The organism is Nonomuraea sp. NPDC050733 (genome assembly GCF_040654215.1).
In the GTDB taxonomy this organism is placed as follows: Bacteria; Actinomycetota; Actinomycetes; order Streptosporangiales; family Streptosporangiaceae; genus Nonomuraea.
This window is the reverse complement of record NZ_JBFAHO010000004.1, coordinates 41,543-58,832: the sequence shown is the minus strand read 5'-3', so window position 1 is coordinate 58,832 and position 17,290 is coordinate 41,543. Positions and strand designations below refer to the sequence as shown.

General features: G+C 69.8%; 12 protein-coding genes, 1 tRNA gene and 2 pseudogenes. 12 read left to right on the top strand and 3 right to left on the bottom strand.

Annotated features, from left to right (window positions below):
- Nucleotides 1–128: 128 nt before the first annotated feature.
- From dnaN to AB0H64_RS09775, 8 genes and pseudogenes are all read left to right on the top strand, one after another.
- A complete protein-coding gene (gene dnaN / locus AB0H64_RS09810) occupies nt 129–1,268 on the top strand; it encodes a DNA polymerase III subunit beta (protein WP_357622323.1) in 1,140 nt (379 codons plus the stop codon).
- A 42-nt stretch (nt 1,269–1,310) separates the two neighbouring features.
- Nucleotides 1,311–2,255, top strand: a pseudogene (gene gnd, locus AB0H64_RS09805) (phosphogluconate dehydrogenase (NAD(+)-dependent, decarboxylating)); the annotation flags it as partial.
- 90 nt (nt 2,256–2,345) lie between these two features.
- Nucleotides 2,346–3,575 (top strand): DNA replication/repair protein RecF, encoded by a 1,230-nt coding sequence (gene recF, locus AB0H64_RS09800; protein ID WP_310707763.1) that lies wholly within the window; start codon nt 2,346–2,348, stop codon nt 3,573–3,575.
- Nucleotides 3,565–4,062, top strand: a complete 498-nt coding sequence (locus AB0H64_RS09795) for a DciA family protein (protein ID WP_357622318.1) — start codon at nt 3,565–3,567, stop codon at nt 4,060–4,062. Before recF ends, AB0H64_RS09795 begins: the two co-directional genes overlap by 11 nt.
- 384 nt (nt 4,063–4,446) lie before the next feature.
- Nucleotides 4,447–6,390 (top strand): DNA topoisomerase (ATP-hydrolyzing) subunit B, encoded by a 1,944-nt coding sequence (gene gyrB, locus AB0H64_RS09790; protein ID WP_357622316.1) that lies wholly within the window; start codon nt 4,447–4,449, stop codon nt 6,388–6,390.
- A gap of 33 nt (nt 6,391–6,423) precedes the next feature.
- A complete protein-coding gene (gene gyrA / locus AB0H64_RS09785) occupies nt 6,424–8,931 on the top strand; it encodes a DNA gyrase subunit A (RefSeq protein ID WP_357622313.1) in 2,508 nt (835 codons plus the stop codon).
- A 3-nt stretch (nt 8,932–8,934) separates the two neighbouring features.
- A complete protein-coding gene (locus tag AB0H64_RS09780; protein ID WP_357622310.1) occupies nt 8,935–9,645 on the top strand; it encodes a DUF3566 domain-containing protein in 711 nt (236 codons plus the stop codon).
- Nucleotides 9,646–9,773: 128 nt separating this feature from the next.
- Nucleotides 9,774–9,847 (top strand) — tRNA-Ile (locus tag AB0H64_RS09775).
- 15 nt (nt 9,848–9,862) lie between these two features.
- Here the strand turns inward: AB0H64_RS09775 and AB0H64_RS09770 are convergent.
- The 3 genes from AB0H64_RS09770 to AB0H64_RS09760 form a co-directional block, all read right to left on the bottom strand.
- A complete protein-coding gene (locus AB0H64_RS09770) occupies nt 9,863–10,255 on the bottom strand; it encodes a transposase (RefSeq protein ID WP_357622307.1) in 393 nt (130 codons plus the stop codon).
- Between the two features lie 239 nt (nt 10,256–10,494).
- A complete protein-coding gene (locus AB0H64_RS09765) occupies nt 10,495–11,433 on the bottom strand; it encodes a CU044_5270 family protein (RefSeq protein WP_357622304.1) in 939 nt (312 codons plus the stop codon).
- Nucleotides 11,433–11,966, bottom strand: coding sequence for an RNA polymerase sigma factor (locus AB0H64_RS09760; protein WP_357622301.1), 534 nt, complete (start codon nt 11,964–11,966; stop codon nt 11,433–11,435). The genes AB0H64_RS09765 and AB0H64_RS09760 overlap by 1 nt, the downstream gene beginning before the upstream one ends.
- 502 nt (nt 11,967–12,468) lie before the next feature.
- Here AB0H64_RS09760 and AB0H64_RS09755 point away from each other — a divergent pair.
- The 4 genes and pseudogenes from AB0H64_RS09755 to AB0H64_RS09740 form a co-directional block, all read left to right on the top strand.
- A pseudogene (locus AB0H64_RS09755) lies at nt 12,469–12,597 on the top strand (RNA polymerase subunit sigma-70); the annotation flags it as partial.
- A gap of 628 nt (nt 12,598–13,225) precedes the next feature.
- A complete protein-coding gene (locus AB0H64_RS09750) occupies nt 13,226–13,705 on the top strand; it encodes a hypothetical protein (RefSeq protein WP_357622299.1) in 480 nt (159 codons plus the stop codon).
- Nucleotides 13,706–14,227: 522 nt separating this feature from the next.
- Entirely contained in the window at nt 14,228–16,954 is a 2,727-nt protein-coding gene (locus AB0H64_RS09745; protein WP_357622295.1) for a BTAD domain-containing putative transcriptional regulator, read from the top strand.
- A 137-nt stretch (nt 16,955–17,091) separates the two neighbouring features.
- On the top strand, nt 17,092–17,253 hold the full coding sequence (locus AB0H64_RS09740) for a hypothetical protein (RefSeq protein ID WP_357622293.1): 162 nt from the start codon (nt 17,092–17,094) through the stop codon (nt 17,251–17,253).
- Nucleotides 17,254–17,290: the final 37 nt, after the last annotated feature.

Here is a 17,290-nt window from a genome sequence, read left to right as displayed (position 1 = left end):
CCCTAGTGTGATGACCACTTATCTCTTCTAGAAAGAACTCAAGACCCATAGAAGGGTTCTCCCGGACCGGAGGTGCGGGAGGCGAGACACTTTGAAATCTCAACGAGGCACCCAGGAGGCTGATCACGGTGATGTTCCGAATCGAGCGAGACGTCCTCGCTGAGGCGGTGGCGTGGACGGCGCGCAGCCTTCCCGCCCGCCCGTCGGTGCCCGTGCTCGCCGGCATGCGCATGGAGGTGACCGAGGAGCAGCGGCTCAAACTCTCCGGCTTCGACTACGAGGTCTCCGCCCAGGTGACGCTCGAACTCCAGACCGGCGAGCCGGGAGTCGTCCTCGTCTCCGGCAAGCTCCTCGCCGAGATCACCCGCGCCCTTCCCGCACAGCCTGTGGACTTCGTGGTGGACGGCGCCAAGGCGGTCGTCACGTGCGGCAGCGCGCGGTTCACACTCCTCACCATGCCTGTGGAGGACTACCCGACGCTCCCGGCCATGCCGCCGGCCGCCGGGCGGGTCGGCAGCGACGTGTTCGCCTCCGCCGTCGCGCAGGTCGCCGTCGCCGCCGGCCGTGACGACACGCTGCCGATGCTCACCGGCGTCCGCATGGAGATCGAGGGCGACCTGGTCACCCTCGCCGCGACCGACCGCTACCGCCTGGCCGTGCGCGAGCTGAAGTGGCAGCCCGGCCAGCCCGACATCTCGGCCGTCGCGATGATCCCCGGCAAGACCCTCGCCGACACGGCCAAGGCACTCGGCTCGTCCGGCGCCGAGGTGGAGATCGCGCTCAGCTCCGCCGGCGGCACCGGCGAGGGCATGATCGGCTTCTCCAGCGGCGGCCGGCGCACCACCACGCGCCTGCTCGACCCCGAGTTCCCCAAGTACCGCTCGCTGCTGCCCACCGAGTTCTCCGCGCGCGCCGACCTGTCCACAGGCCCGTTCGTCGAGGCGGTCAAGCGCGTGGCCCTGGTCGCCGAGCGCAACACCCCCGTGCGTCTCGCGTTCAGGAGCGGCGAGGTGGTGCTGGAGGCCGGCAGCGGCGACGAGGCGCAGGCCGTCGAGGTGCTGCCCGTGGACTACGAGGGCGAGGAGATGAACATCGCCTTCAACCACCAGTTCCTGCTGGAAGGGCTGGGTGCGATCGACTCCGACGTGGCCCGGCTCCAGATGACCACGTCCACCAAGCCCGCCATCCTCACCGGGGGCAAGCCTGTGGACGGCGACGGCGCTCCCGACTACCGTTACCTGATCATGCCGATCCGCCTGTCAGGCTGAAGCTGACATCAGGGATGATGGAAGCCTGACAAGGGGGTAGAGAAGATGCAGATCGGCATGATCGGGCTCGGCAAGATGGGTGGCAACATGGCCGAGCGCCTCCGGCGCGGCGGCCATGACGTCGTCGGATACGACCACCACCGCGAGGTCAGCGACGTGGGCAGCCTGAAGGAGCTGGTCGAACGGCTGGAGGCGCCGCGCGCGGTCTGGGTGATGGTCCCGGCGGGCAAGCCCACCCAGCAGACGATCGACGAGCTCGGGCGCCTGCTCAGCGAGGGCGACATCGTCGTCGACGGCGGCAACTCCCACTACGTCGACGACCAGAAGCACGCGGCGGAGCTGGCCGAGAAGGGCATCGGCTTCGTCGACTGCGGCGTCAGCGGCGGCGTCTGGGGCCTGCAGAACGGCTACGCGCTCATGTGCGGCGGCGACAAGGCCGCCGTCGACCACCTGATGCCCGTGTTCGAGACGCTGAAGCCCGAGGGCGAGGACGGCTTCGTCCACGCGGGTGACGTCGGCGCGGGCCACTTCGCGAAGATGGTCCACAACGGCATCGAGTACGGCATGATGCAGGCCTTCGCCGAGGGCTGGGAGCTGCTGGAGGCGTCCGACGTCGTCAAGGACGTGCGCGGCTCGTTCAGCAGCTGGCGCACCGGCACGGTCATCCGGTCGTGGCTGCTGGACCTGCTCGTCCGCGCCCTCGACGACGACGAGCGCCTCGACCAGCTACGCGGCTACGCCCAGGACTCGGGCGAGGGCCGCTGGACCGTCCAGGCCGCCGTCGACCACGCGGTGCCCCTGCCCGTGATCACCGCGGCGCTGTACGCGCGGTTCGCCTCGCGGCAGGACGACTCCCCCGCGATGAAGGTCGTCGCCGCGCTGCGCAACCAGTTCGGCGGCCACGCGGTGACCGCGGCCGAGGGCTCCACCGAGAAGGGCGCGGACGCGCCCGGCGCCGACGTCACACCGCCGCGCGAGGCCCAGTAGGACTTCCGCGCCCGGCCCGTCCCCCAGGTTTTCCACAGGTGGGCAAGCCGGTTGCCCACGTGACCGGCGTGGCCCACTAACCTTCGTGGGGTGCATGTCGCCCACCTGTCGCTGACCGACTTCCGGTCCTACGCCTCCGTGGAGCTCGGCCTGGAGCCGGGCGTCACGGCGTTCGTGGGACCCAACGGCCAGGGCAAGACCAACCTGGTCGAGGCCCTCGGCTACGTCGCGACGCACTCCAGTCACCGGGTGGCCACCGACGCGCCCCTGGTGCGGCAGGGGGCGAGCCGGGCGATCGTGCGCTGCGCCGTCCACAGGGACGACCGCCGGGCGCTGGTGGAGCTGGAGATCAACCCGGGCCGGGCCAACCGCGCCCGGCTCAACCGCTCGCCCGCGCGGCCGCGCGACGTCATCGGGCTGCTGCGGACGGTCCTGTTCGCCCCGGAGGACCTGGCGCTGGCCAAGGGCGACCCCTCGGAGCGCCGGCGCTTCCTCGACGACCTGCTGGTGGCGCGGGCGCCCCGGTTCGCCGGGGTGCGGGCCGACTACGAGCGGGTGCTCAAGCAGCGTGGCGCGCTGCTGCGCACGGCCGCGCAGGCCCGTAGAGGCTCCAGGAGCCCCCGTAAGGCCGAGGGTGACTCCGGGTTCGCGGCGGCGGGCGCCGGCGACGTGACGGCCACCCTGGACGTCTGGGACGCGCATCTGGCGCGGCACGGCGCGGAGCTCCTCCAGGCCCGCCTCGATCTGGTCGAGTCGCTGCGCCCGCTGGTCGCCGGGGCGTACGCCGCGCTCGCCCCCACGAGCGCCCCCGCGACCCTCGACTACCGCAGCACGTTGTCCACAGGCGGGGACGGCGCGGAGGACGAAGTCGCCGGTGAGCGGGGATCTTCCGATGCGCAGACGTTATCCACAGACTTGGGGAAAACCCTTGAAGAGCGGATGCGGGAGCGGCTATTGGAGGTCCGCCCGGCCGAGCTGGAGCGCGGTGTCACGCTCGTCGGCCCGCACCGCGACGACCTCGTCCTCGGCCTCGGCGACCTGCCCGCCCGCGGCTACGCCAGCCACGGCGAGTCGTGGTCGTTCGCGCTGGCACTGCGCCTGGCCGCGTACGATCTGCTGCGCGCCGACGGCGGCGACCCGGTCCTGATCCTCGACGACGTCTTCGCCGAGCTCGACGGCCAGCGCAGACGCCGCCTGGCCGAGATCGTCGCGCCCGCCGAGCAGGTGCTGATCACCGCCGCCGTGCCCGACGACGTGCCGCCCGAGCTGGCCGGCGCCCGTTTCGACGTCGCAGAGGGGAGCGTGACCCGTGTCCGTTGACGACAATCCCACCGCCCGGGGCGCCGCCATGGCGAGGGAGAAGCTGGCCCAGGCCAAGGCCGACGCGGCCAAGCGCGGCCAGCTCCCCCGCCGTGAGCCGCGGCGCAAGGCGGCCGGTCCCCGCCGGGAGGGCGGCGATCCCCAGCTCTTCGGCCGCGCCATCCGGGACCTGCTGGCCGAGCGGGGCTGGGAGCGGCCGGCGGCCGTCGGCGGCGTGTTCGGGCGCTGGGCCGACATCGTCGGTCCCGACCTGGCCGCCCACACCAAGCCGGAGGGGTTCGAGGACGGCGAGGTGCTGATCTCGGCCGACTCCACGGCGTGGGCCACCCAGGTGCGGCTGCTCGCGCGCACGCTGCTGCGGCGGCTCAACGAGGAGCTGGGGGAGGGCACGGTGACGAGGGTCAAGGTCAAGGGACCGCAGCACGGGCCGCGTCAGGGTGGCCTGCGGGTCACGGGAAGCCGCGGCCCGGGCGACACGTACGGCTGAGCGGGCGGCTGAGCGAGCGAGGGCGGAGGACCGGCCCGCGACCAGCCGTACGTGATCGGGAGCGGAGAGCGGACAGGCGCGGAAAACCGATCAGAAGCCCGCAGGAGCGATGACCCCGCCCCCATGGGGGGGAAGGCTTGCGCGGGGGGTCAACGAGCGACAGGGCAATACAGGGGCGTTCAATGCCACCTTGGGCGCTCGGACCCGGTAGGATGAAAGCGGATTCCGGACACGTCCGCTTGCGTGTCACCCCCGGCGCGCGACGCGACGTCGACTCCCCCGGGTGACCAGCGCAACGGGGCACTCACGACGGTGACGGGCACGGCAGGGGCAGCTGGGCAAGAGAGCTCCCTGCCGCGTGTCCGCGGCAGGAGGATTTGGGACTTGTCCTACGACGCTAGCTCAATCACCGTACTCGAAGGGCTTGAGGCGGTTCGCAAGCGCCCGGGTATGTACATCGGATCGACCGGTGAGCGCGGTCTGCACCACCTTGTCTACGAGATCGTGGACAACGCGGTGGACGAGGCGCTGGCCGGTCACGCGGACCGCATCGACGTCACACTGCTGGCCGACAACGGCGTGCGCGTCATCGACAACGGGCGTGGCATCCCCACGGGCATCCACCCTGTGGAAAAGCGTTCCGCGGTCGAGGTGGTGCTCACCACGCTCCACGCGGGCGGCAAGTTCGACGGCAAGTCTTACGCCGTCTCGGGTGGTCTGCACGGCGTGGGTTCCGCCGTGGTCAACGCGCTGTCCACAGCCATGGACGTCGTGGTCAAGCAGAACGGGCGCGTCCACCGCCTCAATCTCGTCAACTCCAAGCCCGTCGCCCCTCTGTCCACGCACGAGGAGACCGACGAGACCGGCACCGAGATCACTTTCTGGGCCGACCCCGAGATCTTCGAGACCACCACCTGGAACTTCGAGACGCTCTCGCGCCGCTTCCAGGAGATGGCCTTCCTCAACAAGGGCCTCACGATCACACTGGCCGACGAGCGGCCCGACCACGTCAACGGCGAGCCCGTCGTGGTCGAGTACCGCTACGACGGCGGTCTGTCCGACTTCGTCACCCACCTCAACTCCAAGAAGGAGCCGGCGCACGCGTCGGTCATCGACTTCGAGGAGCACGGCGACGGCGTCTCCGTCGAGATCGCCATGCAGTGGAACAACTCCTACTCGGAGTCGGTCTACACCTTCGCCAACACCATCAACACGGCCGAGGGCGGCACCCACGAGGAGGGCTTCCGCGCCGCGCTGACGTCCATCGTCAACCGCTACGCGCGCGAGCAGAAGTTCCTCAAGGAGGGCAAGGACGACAACCTCTCCGGTGAGGACGTCCGCGAGGGCCTGACCGCGATCGTGTCGATCAAGCTGGCCGACCCGCAGTTCGAGGGCCAGACCAAGACGAAGCTGGGCAACACCGAGGCCAAGTCGTTCGTGCAGAAGGCCTGCAACGACCACCTGCGCGCGTGGTTCGAGCGCAACCCCGGCGAGGCCAAGGACATCATCAACAAGTCGCTGCAGGCCGCCAGGGCGCGCCTCGCGGCCCGCCAGGCGCGCGACCTGACGCGGCGCAAGTCGCTGCTGGAGTCGGGCAGCGGCCTGCCCGGCAAGCTCGCCGACTGCCAGTGGAACGACCCCGACAAGTGCGAGCTGTTCATCGTCGAGGGCAACTCCGCCGGCGGCTCCGCCAAGGGCGGACGCGACTCCCGCTTCCAGGCGATCCTGCCGATCCGCGGCAAGATCCTCAACGTCGAGAAGGCCCGGGTCGACAAGGTCCTGCAGAACGTCGAGGTCCAGTCGCTGATCACCGCGCTCGGCACCGGCGTCCACGACGAGTTCGACATCAGCAAGCTGCGCTACAGCAAGCTGATCCTGATGGCCGACGCCGACGTCGACGGCCAGCACATCACCACGCTGCTGCTGACGCTGTTGTTCCGGTTCATGCGGCCGCTGATCGAGGGCGGCCACGTCTACCTCTCGCAGCCGCCGCTGTACAAGATCAAGTGGGACCGGAAGGGTGAGGACGCCTCCTACGCCTACTCCGACCGGGAGCGCGACGCGATCATCCAGGAGGGCATCGCGCGTGGCAAGCGCGACCCGCGCGCCCACGACGGTGTCCAGCGGTTCAAGGGTCTCGGCGAGATGAACGCCAACCAGCTGTGGGAGACCACCATGAACCCCGACAGCCGCATCCTGCTGCAGGCCACCCTCGACGACGCCGCCCAGGCCGACGAGATGTTCAGCGTGCTCATGGGTGAGGACGTCGAAGCACGCCGGGCCTTCATCATCCGCAATGCGCGAGATGTCCGTTTCCTGGACGTGTAGCGACAGCCGTACCTCAGAAAAGGATCTTCACACGTGACGGAAGTGAACACTCCGCCTCCACCGTCGCCCGAGCGCATCGAGCCGGTCGACATCCAGACCGAGATGCAGCGCAGCTACATGGACTACGCGATGTCGGTCATCGTCTCGCGTGCGCTGCCCGATGTGCGTGACGGCCTCAAGCCGGTGCACCGGCGAGTGCTGTACGCGATGTACGACGGCGGCTACCGCCCCGACCGCGGGTACTTCAAGTGCTCGCGCGTCGTGGGTGACGTCATGGGTTCGTACCACCCGCACGGCGACACCTCGATCTACGACGCGCTCGTGCGGCTGGCGCAGCCCTGGTCGCTGCGTCACCCGCTGGTCGACGGCCAGGGCAACTTCGGCTCCCCGGGCAACGACGCGCCCGCGGCGATGCGCTACACCGAGTGCAAGCTCGCGCCCATCGCCATGGAGATGCTGCGCGACATCGACAAGGAAACCGTCGACTTCCAGCCCAACTACGACGGCCGCTCCCAGGAGCCCGTCGTCCTGCCGGCGCGCTTCCCCAACCTGCTGGTCAACGGCTCGGGCGGCATCGCGGTCGGCATGGCCACCAACATCCCGCCGCACAACCTGCGCGAGGTGGCCGAGGCCGTCAAGTGGGCGCTGGAGCACCCGGAGGCGTCCGAGGAGGAGCTGCTCGAAGCCGCCATGGCCCGCGTCAAGGGTCCCGACTTCCCGACCAGCGCGCTGATCGTCGGCCGCCGGGGCATCGAGGACGCCTACCGCACCGGCCGCGGCTCGATCACCATGCGGGCCGTGGTGGAGGTCGAGGAGGACAACAAGGGCCGGCACGCCCTCGTCGTCACCGAGCTCCCCTACCAGGTCAACCCGGACAACCTCGCCCTGAAGATCGCCGAGCTGGTGAAGCAGGGCAAGGTCACCGGCATCGCCGACGTGCGCGACGAGTCGTCGTCGCGGGCCGGCCAGCGTCTGGTCATCGTGCTCAAGCGCGACGCCGTCGCCAAGGTCGTGCTCAACAACCTGTACAAGCACACCCAGCTCCAGGACACCTTCGGCGCCAACATGCTGGCCCTGGTCGACGGGGTGCCGCGCACGCTGCGGCTCGACCAGTTCATCTCGTACTACGTGCTTCACCAGGTCGAGGTCATCGTCCGGCGTACCCGCTTCCTGCTGCGCAAGGCCGAGGAGCGCGCCCACATCCTGCGGGCGCTGCTCAAGGCGCTGGAGCGGCTCGACGACGTGATCGCCCTGATCCGCGCGTCCGAGTCGGCCGCCGCCGCCCAGCAGGGCCTCATGGGCATGCTGGAGATCGACGAGATCCAGGCGCAGGCCATCCTGGACATGCAGCTGCGCAAGCTCGCCGCCCTGGAGCGCCAGGCGATCCAGGACGAGTACGACCACCTCATGGCGCAGATCGCCGACTACCAGGACATCCTGGGCTCCGAGTCGCGGCAGCGGCAGATCGTCGGCGACGAGCTCAGCGAGGTCGTGGCCCGCTTCGGCGAGGACCGGCGTACCGAGATCACCGCCTACGACGGCGACATGTCCATCGAGGACCTGATCGCCGAAGAGGACATCGTCGTCACCATCACCCGCGGCGGCTACGCCAAGCGCACCCGCACCGACCTCTACCGCGCGCAGAAGCGCGGCGGCAAGGGCGTGCGCGGGGCACAGCTGCGGCAGGACGACATCGTCGACCACTTCTTCGTCACCACGACCCACCACTGGCTGCTGTTCTTCACCAACAAGGGCCGCGTCTACCGGGTCAAGGCGTACGAACTGCCCGACTCCGGACGCGACGCGCGTGGCATGCACCTGGCCAACCTGCTGGCCATGCAGCCCGACGAGACCGTCATGGAGGTCCTCGACCTGCGTGACTACGACGTCGCCCCGTACCTCGTGCTCGCCACCCGCAGCGGCCTGGTCAAGAAGACCCGCCTGTCCGAGTACGACTCCCCCAGGTCCGGCGGCCTCATCGCCATCAACCTGCGTGAGGACGACGAGGTCATCGGCGCCCGGCTGGTCTCCGAGGAGGACGACCTGCTGCTCGTCTCGAAGGGCGCGCAGGCGATCCGGTTCACCGCCTCCGACGACGCGCTGCGTCCGATGGGCCGCGCGACCAGCGGCGTCATCGGCATGCGGTTCCTCGAAGGCGACGAGCTGCTCGCCATGAATCGCATGGCCGACGGCCAGCACGTGCTTATCGCGACCAAGGCTGGGTACGCCAAGCGGACCCCAGTTGAGCAGTATCCGGTTCAAGGTCGTGGCGGTAGAGGTGTGCTGACTGCGAAAATCGTGAGCGCCCGTGGCAAGCTGGTCGGAGCCGTCATGGTCAACCCAGAGGACGAGGTCTTCGCGATCACGTCCGCCGGTGGGGTGATCCGGACGAGTGCCGGTGAGATCAAGCAGTCCGGCCGCCAGACCATGGGAGTGCGTTTGATGAACCTCGCCGAAGGCGACAGTGTGGTTGCCCTCGCCCGCAACGCCGAGTCTATGGAGGCTGCGGTGGACAACGAGGAAGACGGGGGAGGAGAGTAAGTCATGAGCGCCCAGGGTGGTAGCCCCAGCGCGAGGACGAAGGCGGCTCGGGACAACGGGCAGAAGCCGAAGAAGTCCGGCGAATCCGAGACCTTCGACAAGCCTGAGGAGGACAACGCGACGGCCGTGCACCCGATGCCGACCGCGCCGCCGTCCTCCTCGGCCCCGCCCGCGGGGCCCAAGCCTGCCCCGCCCGGCCCCAAGCCCACGCCCGCGGACCAGCACGACGGCAAGGGAGCGTCGTCGGGCATCCGGCCGTCGCTGACGTCGGAGGCGCCGCCGCAGCTGGAGCTGTCGTCGTCGTCGAAGAAGAAGTCCTCGTCGGGAGCCCGGCTCCCCCGCAAGGCCCACCTGGTGCTGCGCCGCATCGAGCCGTGGTCGGCCATGAAGTTCAGCTTCGTGGTCTCGCTCGTCTGCTTCGTGGTGCTGTTCGTGGCGGTCGCCGTGCTGTACGGCGTGCTGTCCGCGCTGGGCGTCTTCGACTCGATCGTCGACCTGGTCAACCAGCTCGGCCAGGGCGAGCAGGGCCAGACGGCGCTGCCCATCGACATCGCCTCTTGGTTCGAGCCGGTCCGCATCCTGGGCTACACCGCCCTGATCGGTGCGGTCAACGTCGTGCTCATCACCGCCCTCGCCACGCTGGGGGCCGTCATCTACAACGTCGCCTCCGACCTGGTGGGCGGCGTCGAGGTGACCTTCAGCGAGGCCGAGTAGGCGTGCCGCTCGCGCCGCCCCGGGTCAACGGGTGCGGCGCGAGCACGGGCGCGGACACGGTAAGCTTTTCCTCGTCCGAACAACCGGTTCGCGTCGCTAAGGCCGATGCGATACGGTGCGGTGTGCGCGGGGCTATAGCTCAGTCGGTTAGAGCGCTTCCCTGATAAGGAAGAGGTCCCAGGTTCAAGTCCTGGTAGCCCCACCCAGTTTGAGCAGTTCAGAGGCTAGATCCCGAGATCGTGGATCTGGCCTTTTTGATCGTTTGACCGTCATTTGACCGTCGCGGCCACACCGGTTCAGGAATCGTCGCTCTTCCCGCACCGACGCGGCCGGCGGCGATGGCATCGATCGGGTCGGACTTGCCCTGGAAACGGCGCATCTTGCGGTCCGGGCGGTCGACTTCGACCACTTCGACGCACTCATCGCGCAGCAGCCGGACGAGCCCGGCCCCGTAAGCGCCGGTGCCTTCCACCCCGATACGCGGCAATCGCCCGAATCCTCGCATCCAGGCCAGCAGCGCGGCATATCCGGCCGTGGTGGCGGGGAACAGCTCGCTGCCCAGCAGCTTGCATCGTGGCGGTCGGGCCCGGGAAGCGCTTATTCGCATCATCACTGTCAGACGCCGACGCGACCGATTCCGGCATCCAGAGCGGCGGCCTCGACGCTGCCAGGCTCCGGCGGTGCGAGGGCGGTGTCGGCGATGGTGAAGCTGAGGGCGGCGTCGGCATCGGGATATATCTCGACGGTGTTACTGCGGTGCTGGTGATTGCCAGCGCGACGTAGTCGTCGCCGAAGTCCATATTCCCGGCGGCCGGTGCCTGGCCCTCGTCACAGGCACCGGCCGGCGCATCACCTGGGGACGTCCCCCACGCGGTCGACGATGCCGACGTGCACGCGAGCTACCGAGAAGATCACCTCACCCTTGTCGTTGGGGGTCGGCGACCCCGATCCGCCGACGTCGACTTGGCGTCCCCCGAGCAGGGCATAGGTGTCCGGATCGATGATGGTTTCGTGGCGGGTCCCGAAGTCGTCGACCACGTAGAGTGCTACGCCAGCTCTCCCCAGCAGATCGCTTACCTTCTCCACACCAACGCCGTCCAACTGCGAGAGGACGGAGTAGAGAGCGGCGCGCAGGCGGGGGCCCGGAGTGCCTTCCTGAAGGATGGCGAGGACCTGACGACGTATCGCCGACCCCTCAGGCAGCCCGCCCACGCCCGCCGTGTCCTTCTTCAGGCGTTCCCGCAAGGCGGACGGTTCCAGAGGGAGGGAGCTGAGATAGGCGGGGTCGAAGCGCAAGCGGTGGTCTTCCCCGCCTTGGCGTCGAATGATCGTCTTGCCGTCTTCTCGACGTGCCCTCTCCTTACCGTCCCCCCGGGTCCACATCTCGACCGTGCGCTGCGAACCAGCGGTCATCTTGCGCGATGCGTAGACACTTTTGACGTAGACCCACTGGTCGGCCCGTGGGTAGACGTCCGGCTTGTCCGCCGCCGCCGCCGTCGCGCGTCTGGCCAAGGTCTCGGCGTTAGCCACGCCCAGCCACGCCGGGGCGCCGGCGACCATCTTCCCGTCGTCGTTCGTACGGGAGGTCTGCACCACCGTGACGCCGGCGGTGATCGTGAGGCCGAGGGCGCCGACGGCGACCACTCGCAGCATCGTCCGGCGGGTCCGGCGGGCCGGGCGCTCCGGAGCCATCGCGGCCAGCAGCCGCTGCCGGGCGCGGTTGAGATCGCGTTCTTCGCTCTGCCGCACCTGTGACCGCAGGTCGCGGACCGTGTCCAAATCGTTCATCAGACCTCCTCGGTCATCTTGGTGGGGTTGCTGCCGCCCAGGGAGTGAACGATCTTGCGGCGGGCGCGGGACAGCCGGGACCGCACGGTGCCGATGGGTACGTTCAGGGCCTGTGCCGTCTCCTCGTAGTTGAGGTCTCCCCAGGCGATCAGCAGCAGTACGTCGCGCTCGCCTCGGCCGAGCTTGGCCAGCGCGGCCGCGAGCCGTTCCCGGGTCGCCGAGGCGGAGAGCCGGGCGACCACCTCTTCGTCGAAGGCCACCGCCACGGGGTCCTCACCGGTCCGCGCGAGCGCCCGGTATCCGCGTACCTCGGTTCTGCGATGGGTGCCGATGATGTTCGTGGCGATGCCGAACAGCCACGGCAGGGCATCCGAGCGATGGAAGGCGTACTTGTGCCGCTTCTCGAACGCCCGGGTGAACGTCTCGGCCACCACGTCCTCCGCCTGGTCGGGACCGAGGCGCCGGACGACGTAGCGGTGCAGCACGGTGGCATGCCGGTCGAACAGTTCGGCGAAGCGCTCCGGCTCCCGCATCGATGCTTTGATGACCACCGCGTCCGTCATCGGTGACGACGCGTCGAAAGACGCCGCGACCTCTGCCGTGGACGGCCCTGATTTGTTCGCCCGAAATGGCATTCGCGCGTCCGTGGGAACCGGTATGTCAGCCATTGCTGAACCCTCCGTCAGTTCTGCTCCACGCACATGGCCGCGGCTGTACGTGTGCCGCCATGTGCAGCGTCAGATCCGCTGGGGTCGGCTCCTCGTGTGGAATGGATGTCACGTCTGTACTTATCCGGATGTGCGGGGAAGGTTCCAGCATGATCGCTGGGTGGATGACCGGCCGTGCGGCACCGGGGATCGATGGGCTTCCCGGGCTGCTGCGAAAACGGCTGCAGGCGTCTTGGGTGTGGGCCGTACGGGGTGAGACCGGGCCGGCTCGCCGAGGCGGGGTGGAAACGGCTCCTGGCGGATCGTGCGGTCTTTCCTGAGGGCTGCGGGACGGGCTCCCGCTCCCGGCACGGGTCTGAGGAGGCCGGTGGCCGACTCGCTCGAGCCGGCCCTGCTGGTGGTGCTGGAAACGCTGACGCCGGGCGAGCGGCTCGCGTTCGTGCCGCACGACATGTTCGCGGTGCCGTTCGAGGAGATCGCCCCGATGATCGAGCGGTGTCATTGATCGATCGAACCTCTTCGGGAGAACCTTCGTGGCGGATCGAGTGCTGTGGCCCGACGTGCTGGAGGCGAGCCAGGAGCGTAGGGGCCGGGCGAACCGTCCGAGCTGGTCGAGATCTTCCCGGACCGGGCGAGCGTGCCTCGTGAGCTGTGGTTACGACTGGTCATCGGTAGGTCTCTCGAACCTCCGATTCGCCGTGGAGCCGATGAGTGCGACGGATGAAAGCCTTTCCGGCCGCGTGGCACAGCTCGTAGACGGTGGCGCGGCAATCACACGTCCACGTCACCACGCGCACGCGGTCCTCCGACCTGAACGGTGCCCGCCAGACGAGCCGCATGTGATCTGCCCTGGGCATGGCGACATGGGGGCTCAGGCACTCGACGTTCACCACCATGCCGGCTCACTCGCCGAGTCGTGCCCTTGCAACGCCAGCAGTCGGCCCGCTCCCGCTCACCGATGGAGGAGGCGCCCGGGTACAGGGCGGCCACCACCGAGCGGCGGAGGCTGACGTACTTCCAACCCCGTCCCCAGCATGAGTCGCATCGCGCGCGGACAGAGCTTTCGTTCGCGAGCCGCGTCATGAGAGGCTGCGCTGATGATCCAAACCCGGAGCTAGGAGTCAATGGTGCGCAGGAAGTCGCAGCAGGAACCGCCACCAAGCGACGCTGAGACTGCTGAGTACATGCGGAGCCTGGCCGAGCTCTTCACCGAGCACACACGCGAGGACGGATACTCCTTCGACTGGGAACCGGCGCTCATCCACCATCTCGACAACTACTGCACCGAGTTCGCCGCCTCCAAGCCGCCCCCGGAAGTCATCCACAGCGTCATCATGGGCGTGGGAGCGTACCTCGGCGAGATGATCATCCGAAACAGCGAGTGGAAATGGGTGTACTGCACGGACGAAAACGCCGCCGCCGTGGAGAGCCCTGAAGGACTTCGAGGCTACCCGCACAACAAGGTCGCCAAGCGGATCCACAACGGGGCCGAGCATGATCTTGAGGCGTTCTTCAAGTACGCCGTGACGGGCGAGGTGCCATACGGGACGACTGCCCATGTCATCAAGCCTTCATGGTGGCAACGACTGAGGTCGAGGGCCTGATCGTCGTGCCATTAGCGTGCCATTAAGAGGGGTAGCGAGGAGTCAATCACGGTCACTCACGACCGGCCTCAGCCGCAGGTCAACGCCTCCACAGGCCAAGACCCCTGCAATTCCCAAGCTGACAAGAACATGCTCGATACACTGCCGATCCTGTTCCCCGAGTACGACTACGAGCCGCTCATAGAGCGCTTCTCCACGCATATTTGAGACTGGGTGCAGCTTCCATCTGGTCTGCCAGGTCGGTGGCGACGAGCTCGATCTCGGACTCTTCCCTGTCCCGCAGATGGGCGGCGTAATGCTGTTCGCCACCGCAGGTCCGGCACCTCGTCGAGCACGAGGTGGACGCGGCCCGCGTCGTAGGCCTCCCGCATCGCGGCGTTGGAGAGGCTGAGCACCTCCAGGGTCGTCCTCGGCGCACAGCGCGGGGTCTGCGCACCCACGAGCCGACGAATCCGGCAAGACGGTGGAGTTCCCCGTGATCTCATGGTGCCCGGAAGATCCACGTTCAAGGAGGTGGGTGCCGTGCTGATCCGGTTACTGGGGCCGGTGGAGGTGGAGCGCGCGGGACAGGCCCGGCCTGTGCGCCCTCCGCAGGTCGCGCTCTCGCTCGCCGCGCTGGCGTGGGAGGCCGGACGGGTGGTGCCGGTCGACTCGCTGCTCGCCCGCGTGTGGGGTGAGGCCGCCCCGCCCGGCGCGCGGCGCACCCTTCAAACGGTGATCGCTCGGATCCGGCGCGACGTGCTGGCGGACGGCGGCGCCGTCGTCCAGCGGGTCGGCGGCTATCTGCTGGACGTGGACGAGTCCGCCGTGGACGTGGGCCGCTTTCGCGTCCTCGCCGAACGGGCCGCCAGTGTGGCGGATCCGGTGGCGCCGCTGGGCGAGGCGCTGGCGCTGTGGCGCGGCGACCCCCTGACCGGACTGTCCGGCGAGTGGGCAGAACGGGTCCGCCAGCGTCTGCGTGACGAGCGCAAGGAGGCCCTGCTGCGCTGGGCGCGGGCGATGACGGGCCGCGACGCCGCCGCCGTGGTGCGGGCGCTGGCGCCGCTGGCCGAGAAGTACCCGCTGGATGAGCTGGTGGCGGCGGTGCTGATCGAGGCGCTGCACGCGTGCGGGCGCACCGCCGAGGCGCTGGCGCACTTCGCGCTCGTACGCCGCACGCTCGACGAGGAGTTGGGCGTCGAGCCCGGCGCGTCCCTCCAACAGGTGCACCGGACGTTGCTGCTCTCCGGGGCTCCGTCCGAGCCCGTCGGCCTGGTCCCGGCGCAGCTGCCGGTCGGTCTGAGGTGCTTCGTCGGCAGGGCCTCCGAGCTCGACCGGCTGGCCGTGATCGCTTCCGGCGAACGGCCGGTCACCGCGGCCGTCTGCGCCATCTCCGGACCGCCCGGGGTGGGCAAGTCGTCGCTCGCGCTGCGCTGGGCCCACCTGCACCGCGATCGCTTCCCCGACGGACAGCTCTACGCCGATCTCAGCGGGGTGGACGCCGGCGACGCGTCCATGGTCCTGCCGCGCTTCCTCGGCGCGCTGGGGGTGCCGGAGTCGCAGGTACCCTCCGGGTCCGAGTCGCAGATCGGGCTGTACCGCAGCCTGATGGCCGGTCGGCGGATTCTCGTGGTGCTCGACGACGCGAGGGGCGCCGCCCAGGTCCGCCCGCTGCTGGCTACCGCGCCGGGATGCCTGACGCTGGTGACCAGCCGCGCCGAGCTGTCCGGGCTCGCGGTCACGGCGGGCGCGCACCTGTTGCGCCTGGACGTGCTGCCGGGCGACGACGCGTACCGCCTGCTGGTGATGTGGCTGGGCGAGGCGCGACCGGCGGCGGAGCCGGAGGCGGCGGCGCTGATCATCCGGCGCTGCGGGCAGCTGCCGCTGGCGCTGGCGATCGTCGCGGCCCGGCTGGCGCAGCGCCCCGAGCTGCCGCTGGCCGAGGCAGCCGCGGACCTGGAGCGGTCCGTGTCGGGCCTGGAGCCGTTCACTGATGTCGACCCGGCGGTTGACCTGCGCGGCGTGTTCGGGCGCTCTTACCGCGACCTGCCCGCACCCGCGGCGGGACTGTTCCGCCGCCTCGGGCTGCACCCCGGGCCGCACCTGTCGCTGGCGGCGGCGGCGAGCTTGGCCGCCCTGCCGGTGGTGCGCGCCCGGGAACTGGCCACGCACCTCGACCGCGCCAACCTGGCCGAACTTCGTCCGCCCGGCCGTTTGCACCTGCACGGTCTGCTCCGGGCGTACGCGGCCGAGCAGGGGCGCGCCGTCGGCGGCCGGGCGGCCAGGGGGGCGGCGATCGTCCGGCTGCTGGACTACTACCTGCACTCGGCGTGCGCCGCCAACGCCGTGTGCTACCCGCACCGCGACGATCTGCGCCCGGGACCCCCCGCCCGGGGTGTCGCGGTCGAACGGTTCACCGGGGATGCCGAGGCCCTGCGCTGGTACGCCGACGAGGTCGTGGCGCTGCCGGCGCTGCTGGCCGAGGCGACCGCGGCCGGGCTGGATCGGCAAGCGTGGCAGCTCGCGTGGGCGTTCACGGAGTTCATGCAGCGGCGCGGCCTGTGGGAGGAGATCCTGCGCGTCCAGGCGGTGGCGCTCGACGCGGCCCGGCGGCTCGGCGACCGGCTGGCCGAAGCCCGCTGCCACAACAGCGCCGCCCGCGCCCACTACCGGCTCGGTCGGCATCGCGAGGCGATCGAGCACTTCGAGCGGGCTGCCGAGAGGCACCGCGACCTCGACGAGCCGGTGCTGCACGCCCACGTTCTCCTGGGCCTGACCGTCGCGCTGAGCCGGACCGACCTCCACGAGGCGCTGGACCGGGCGCTGCGCGCGCTGGCGCTGTTCCGGATCGCGGGCGACGCCGTCGGGGAGGCACGGGCGCTCAACAACGCGGGTTGGCTGCGGGCCGAGACCGGCGCGTACGACGAGGCGCTGGCCGACTGCCGCCGCGCGCAGCGACTCCTGGCCGACCTCGGGTACGCCCAAGGCGAGGGGCACGCCTGGGACAGCGTCGCCCACGTCCTGCGCCTCAAGGGCGACCACGCGGGGGCGGTGGCGGCTTTCGAGCGGGCGGCGGAGCTGCTGCGCGGTTGCGACGACCCACACGCCGCCGGCGAGACGCTGGTCCGCCTGGGCGAGACGCACCTGGGGGCGGGGGACGTCGCCGCCGCGCTTGGCGCCTGGAAGCAGGCGGCGGACTGCTACGACGCCGTCGGCGACGCGCGGGCGGCGGACGTCCGCGACCGCATCGCCGCCCATCGGCACGGGTGATCCGCTCCCGCAGAGCTGCGGAGCGGCGCGCGGGTGCGCCGTTGACGTTTCGTTGACAATTCGCCCAGCCATCTGGTCCAGGCTGCGACGAGCGCCGGAACTAATGAAGGGAAGGTTCGATGCGCATCGTTACCAGGATGGCTGACCGGCTGCTCGAGATGATGGCGCCGCACACGGTGGCCCGCGCCGCCGACTGCGGCTGGGAGTGCTGCGGCCGGATCAACTCCGGCAGGTGGTGCTGCTACTACCCGAGCAAGAAGTCCTGCGGCTCGTGCCAGACGTACATCTACTGCTCGTGACCGGCGTGGGCGCATTGCCCTGCCCACCGAGATGAGC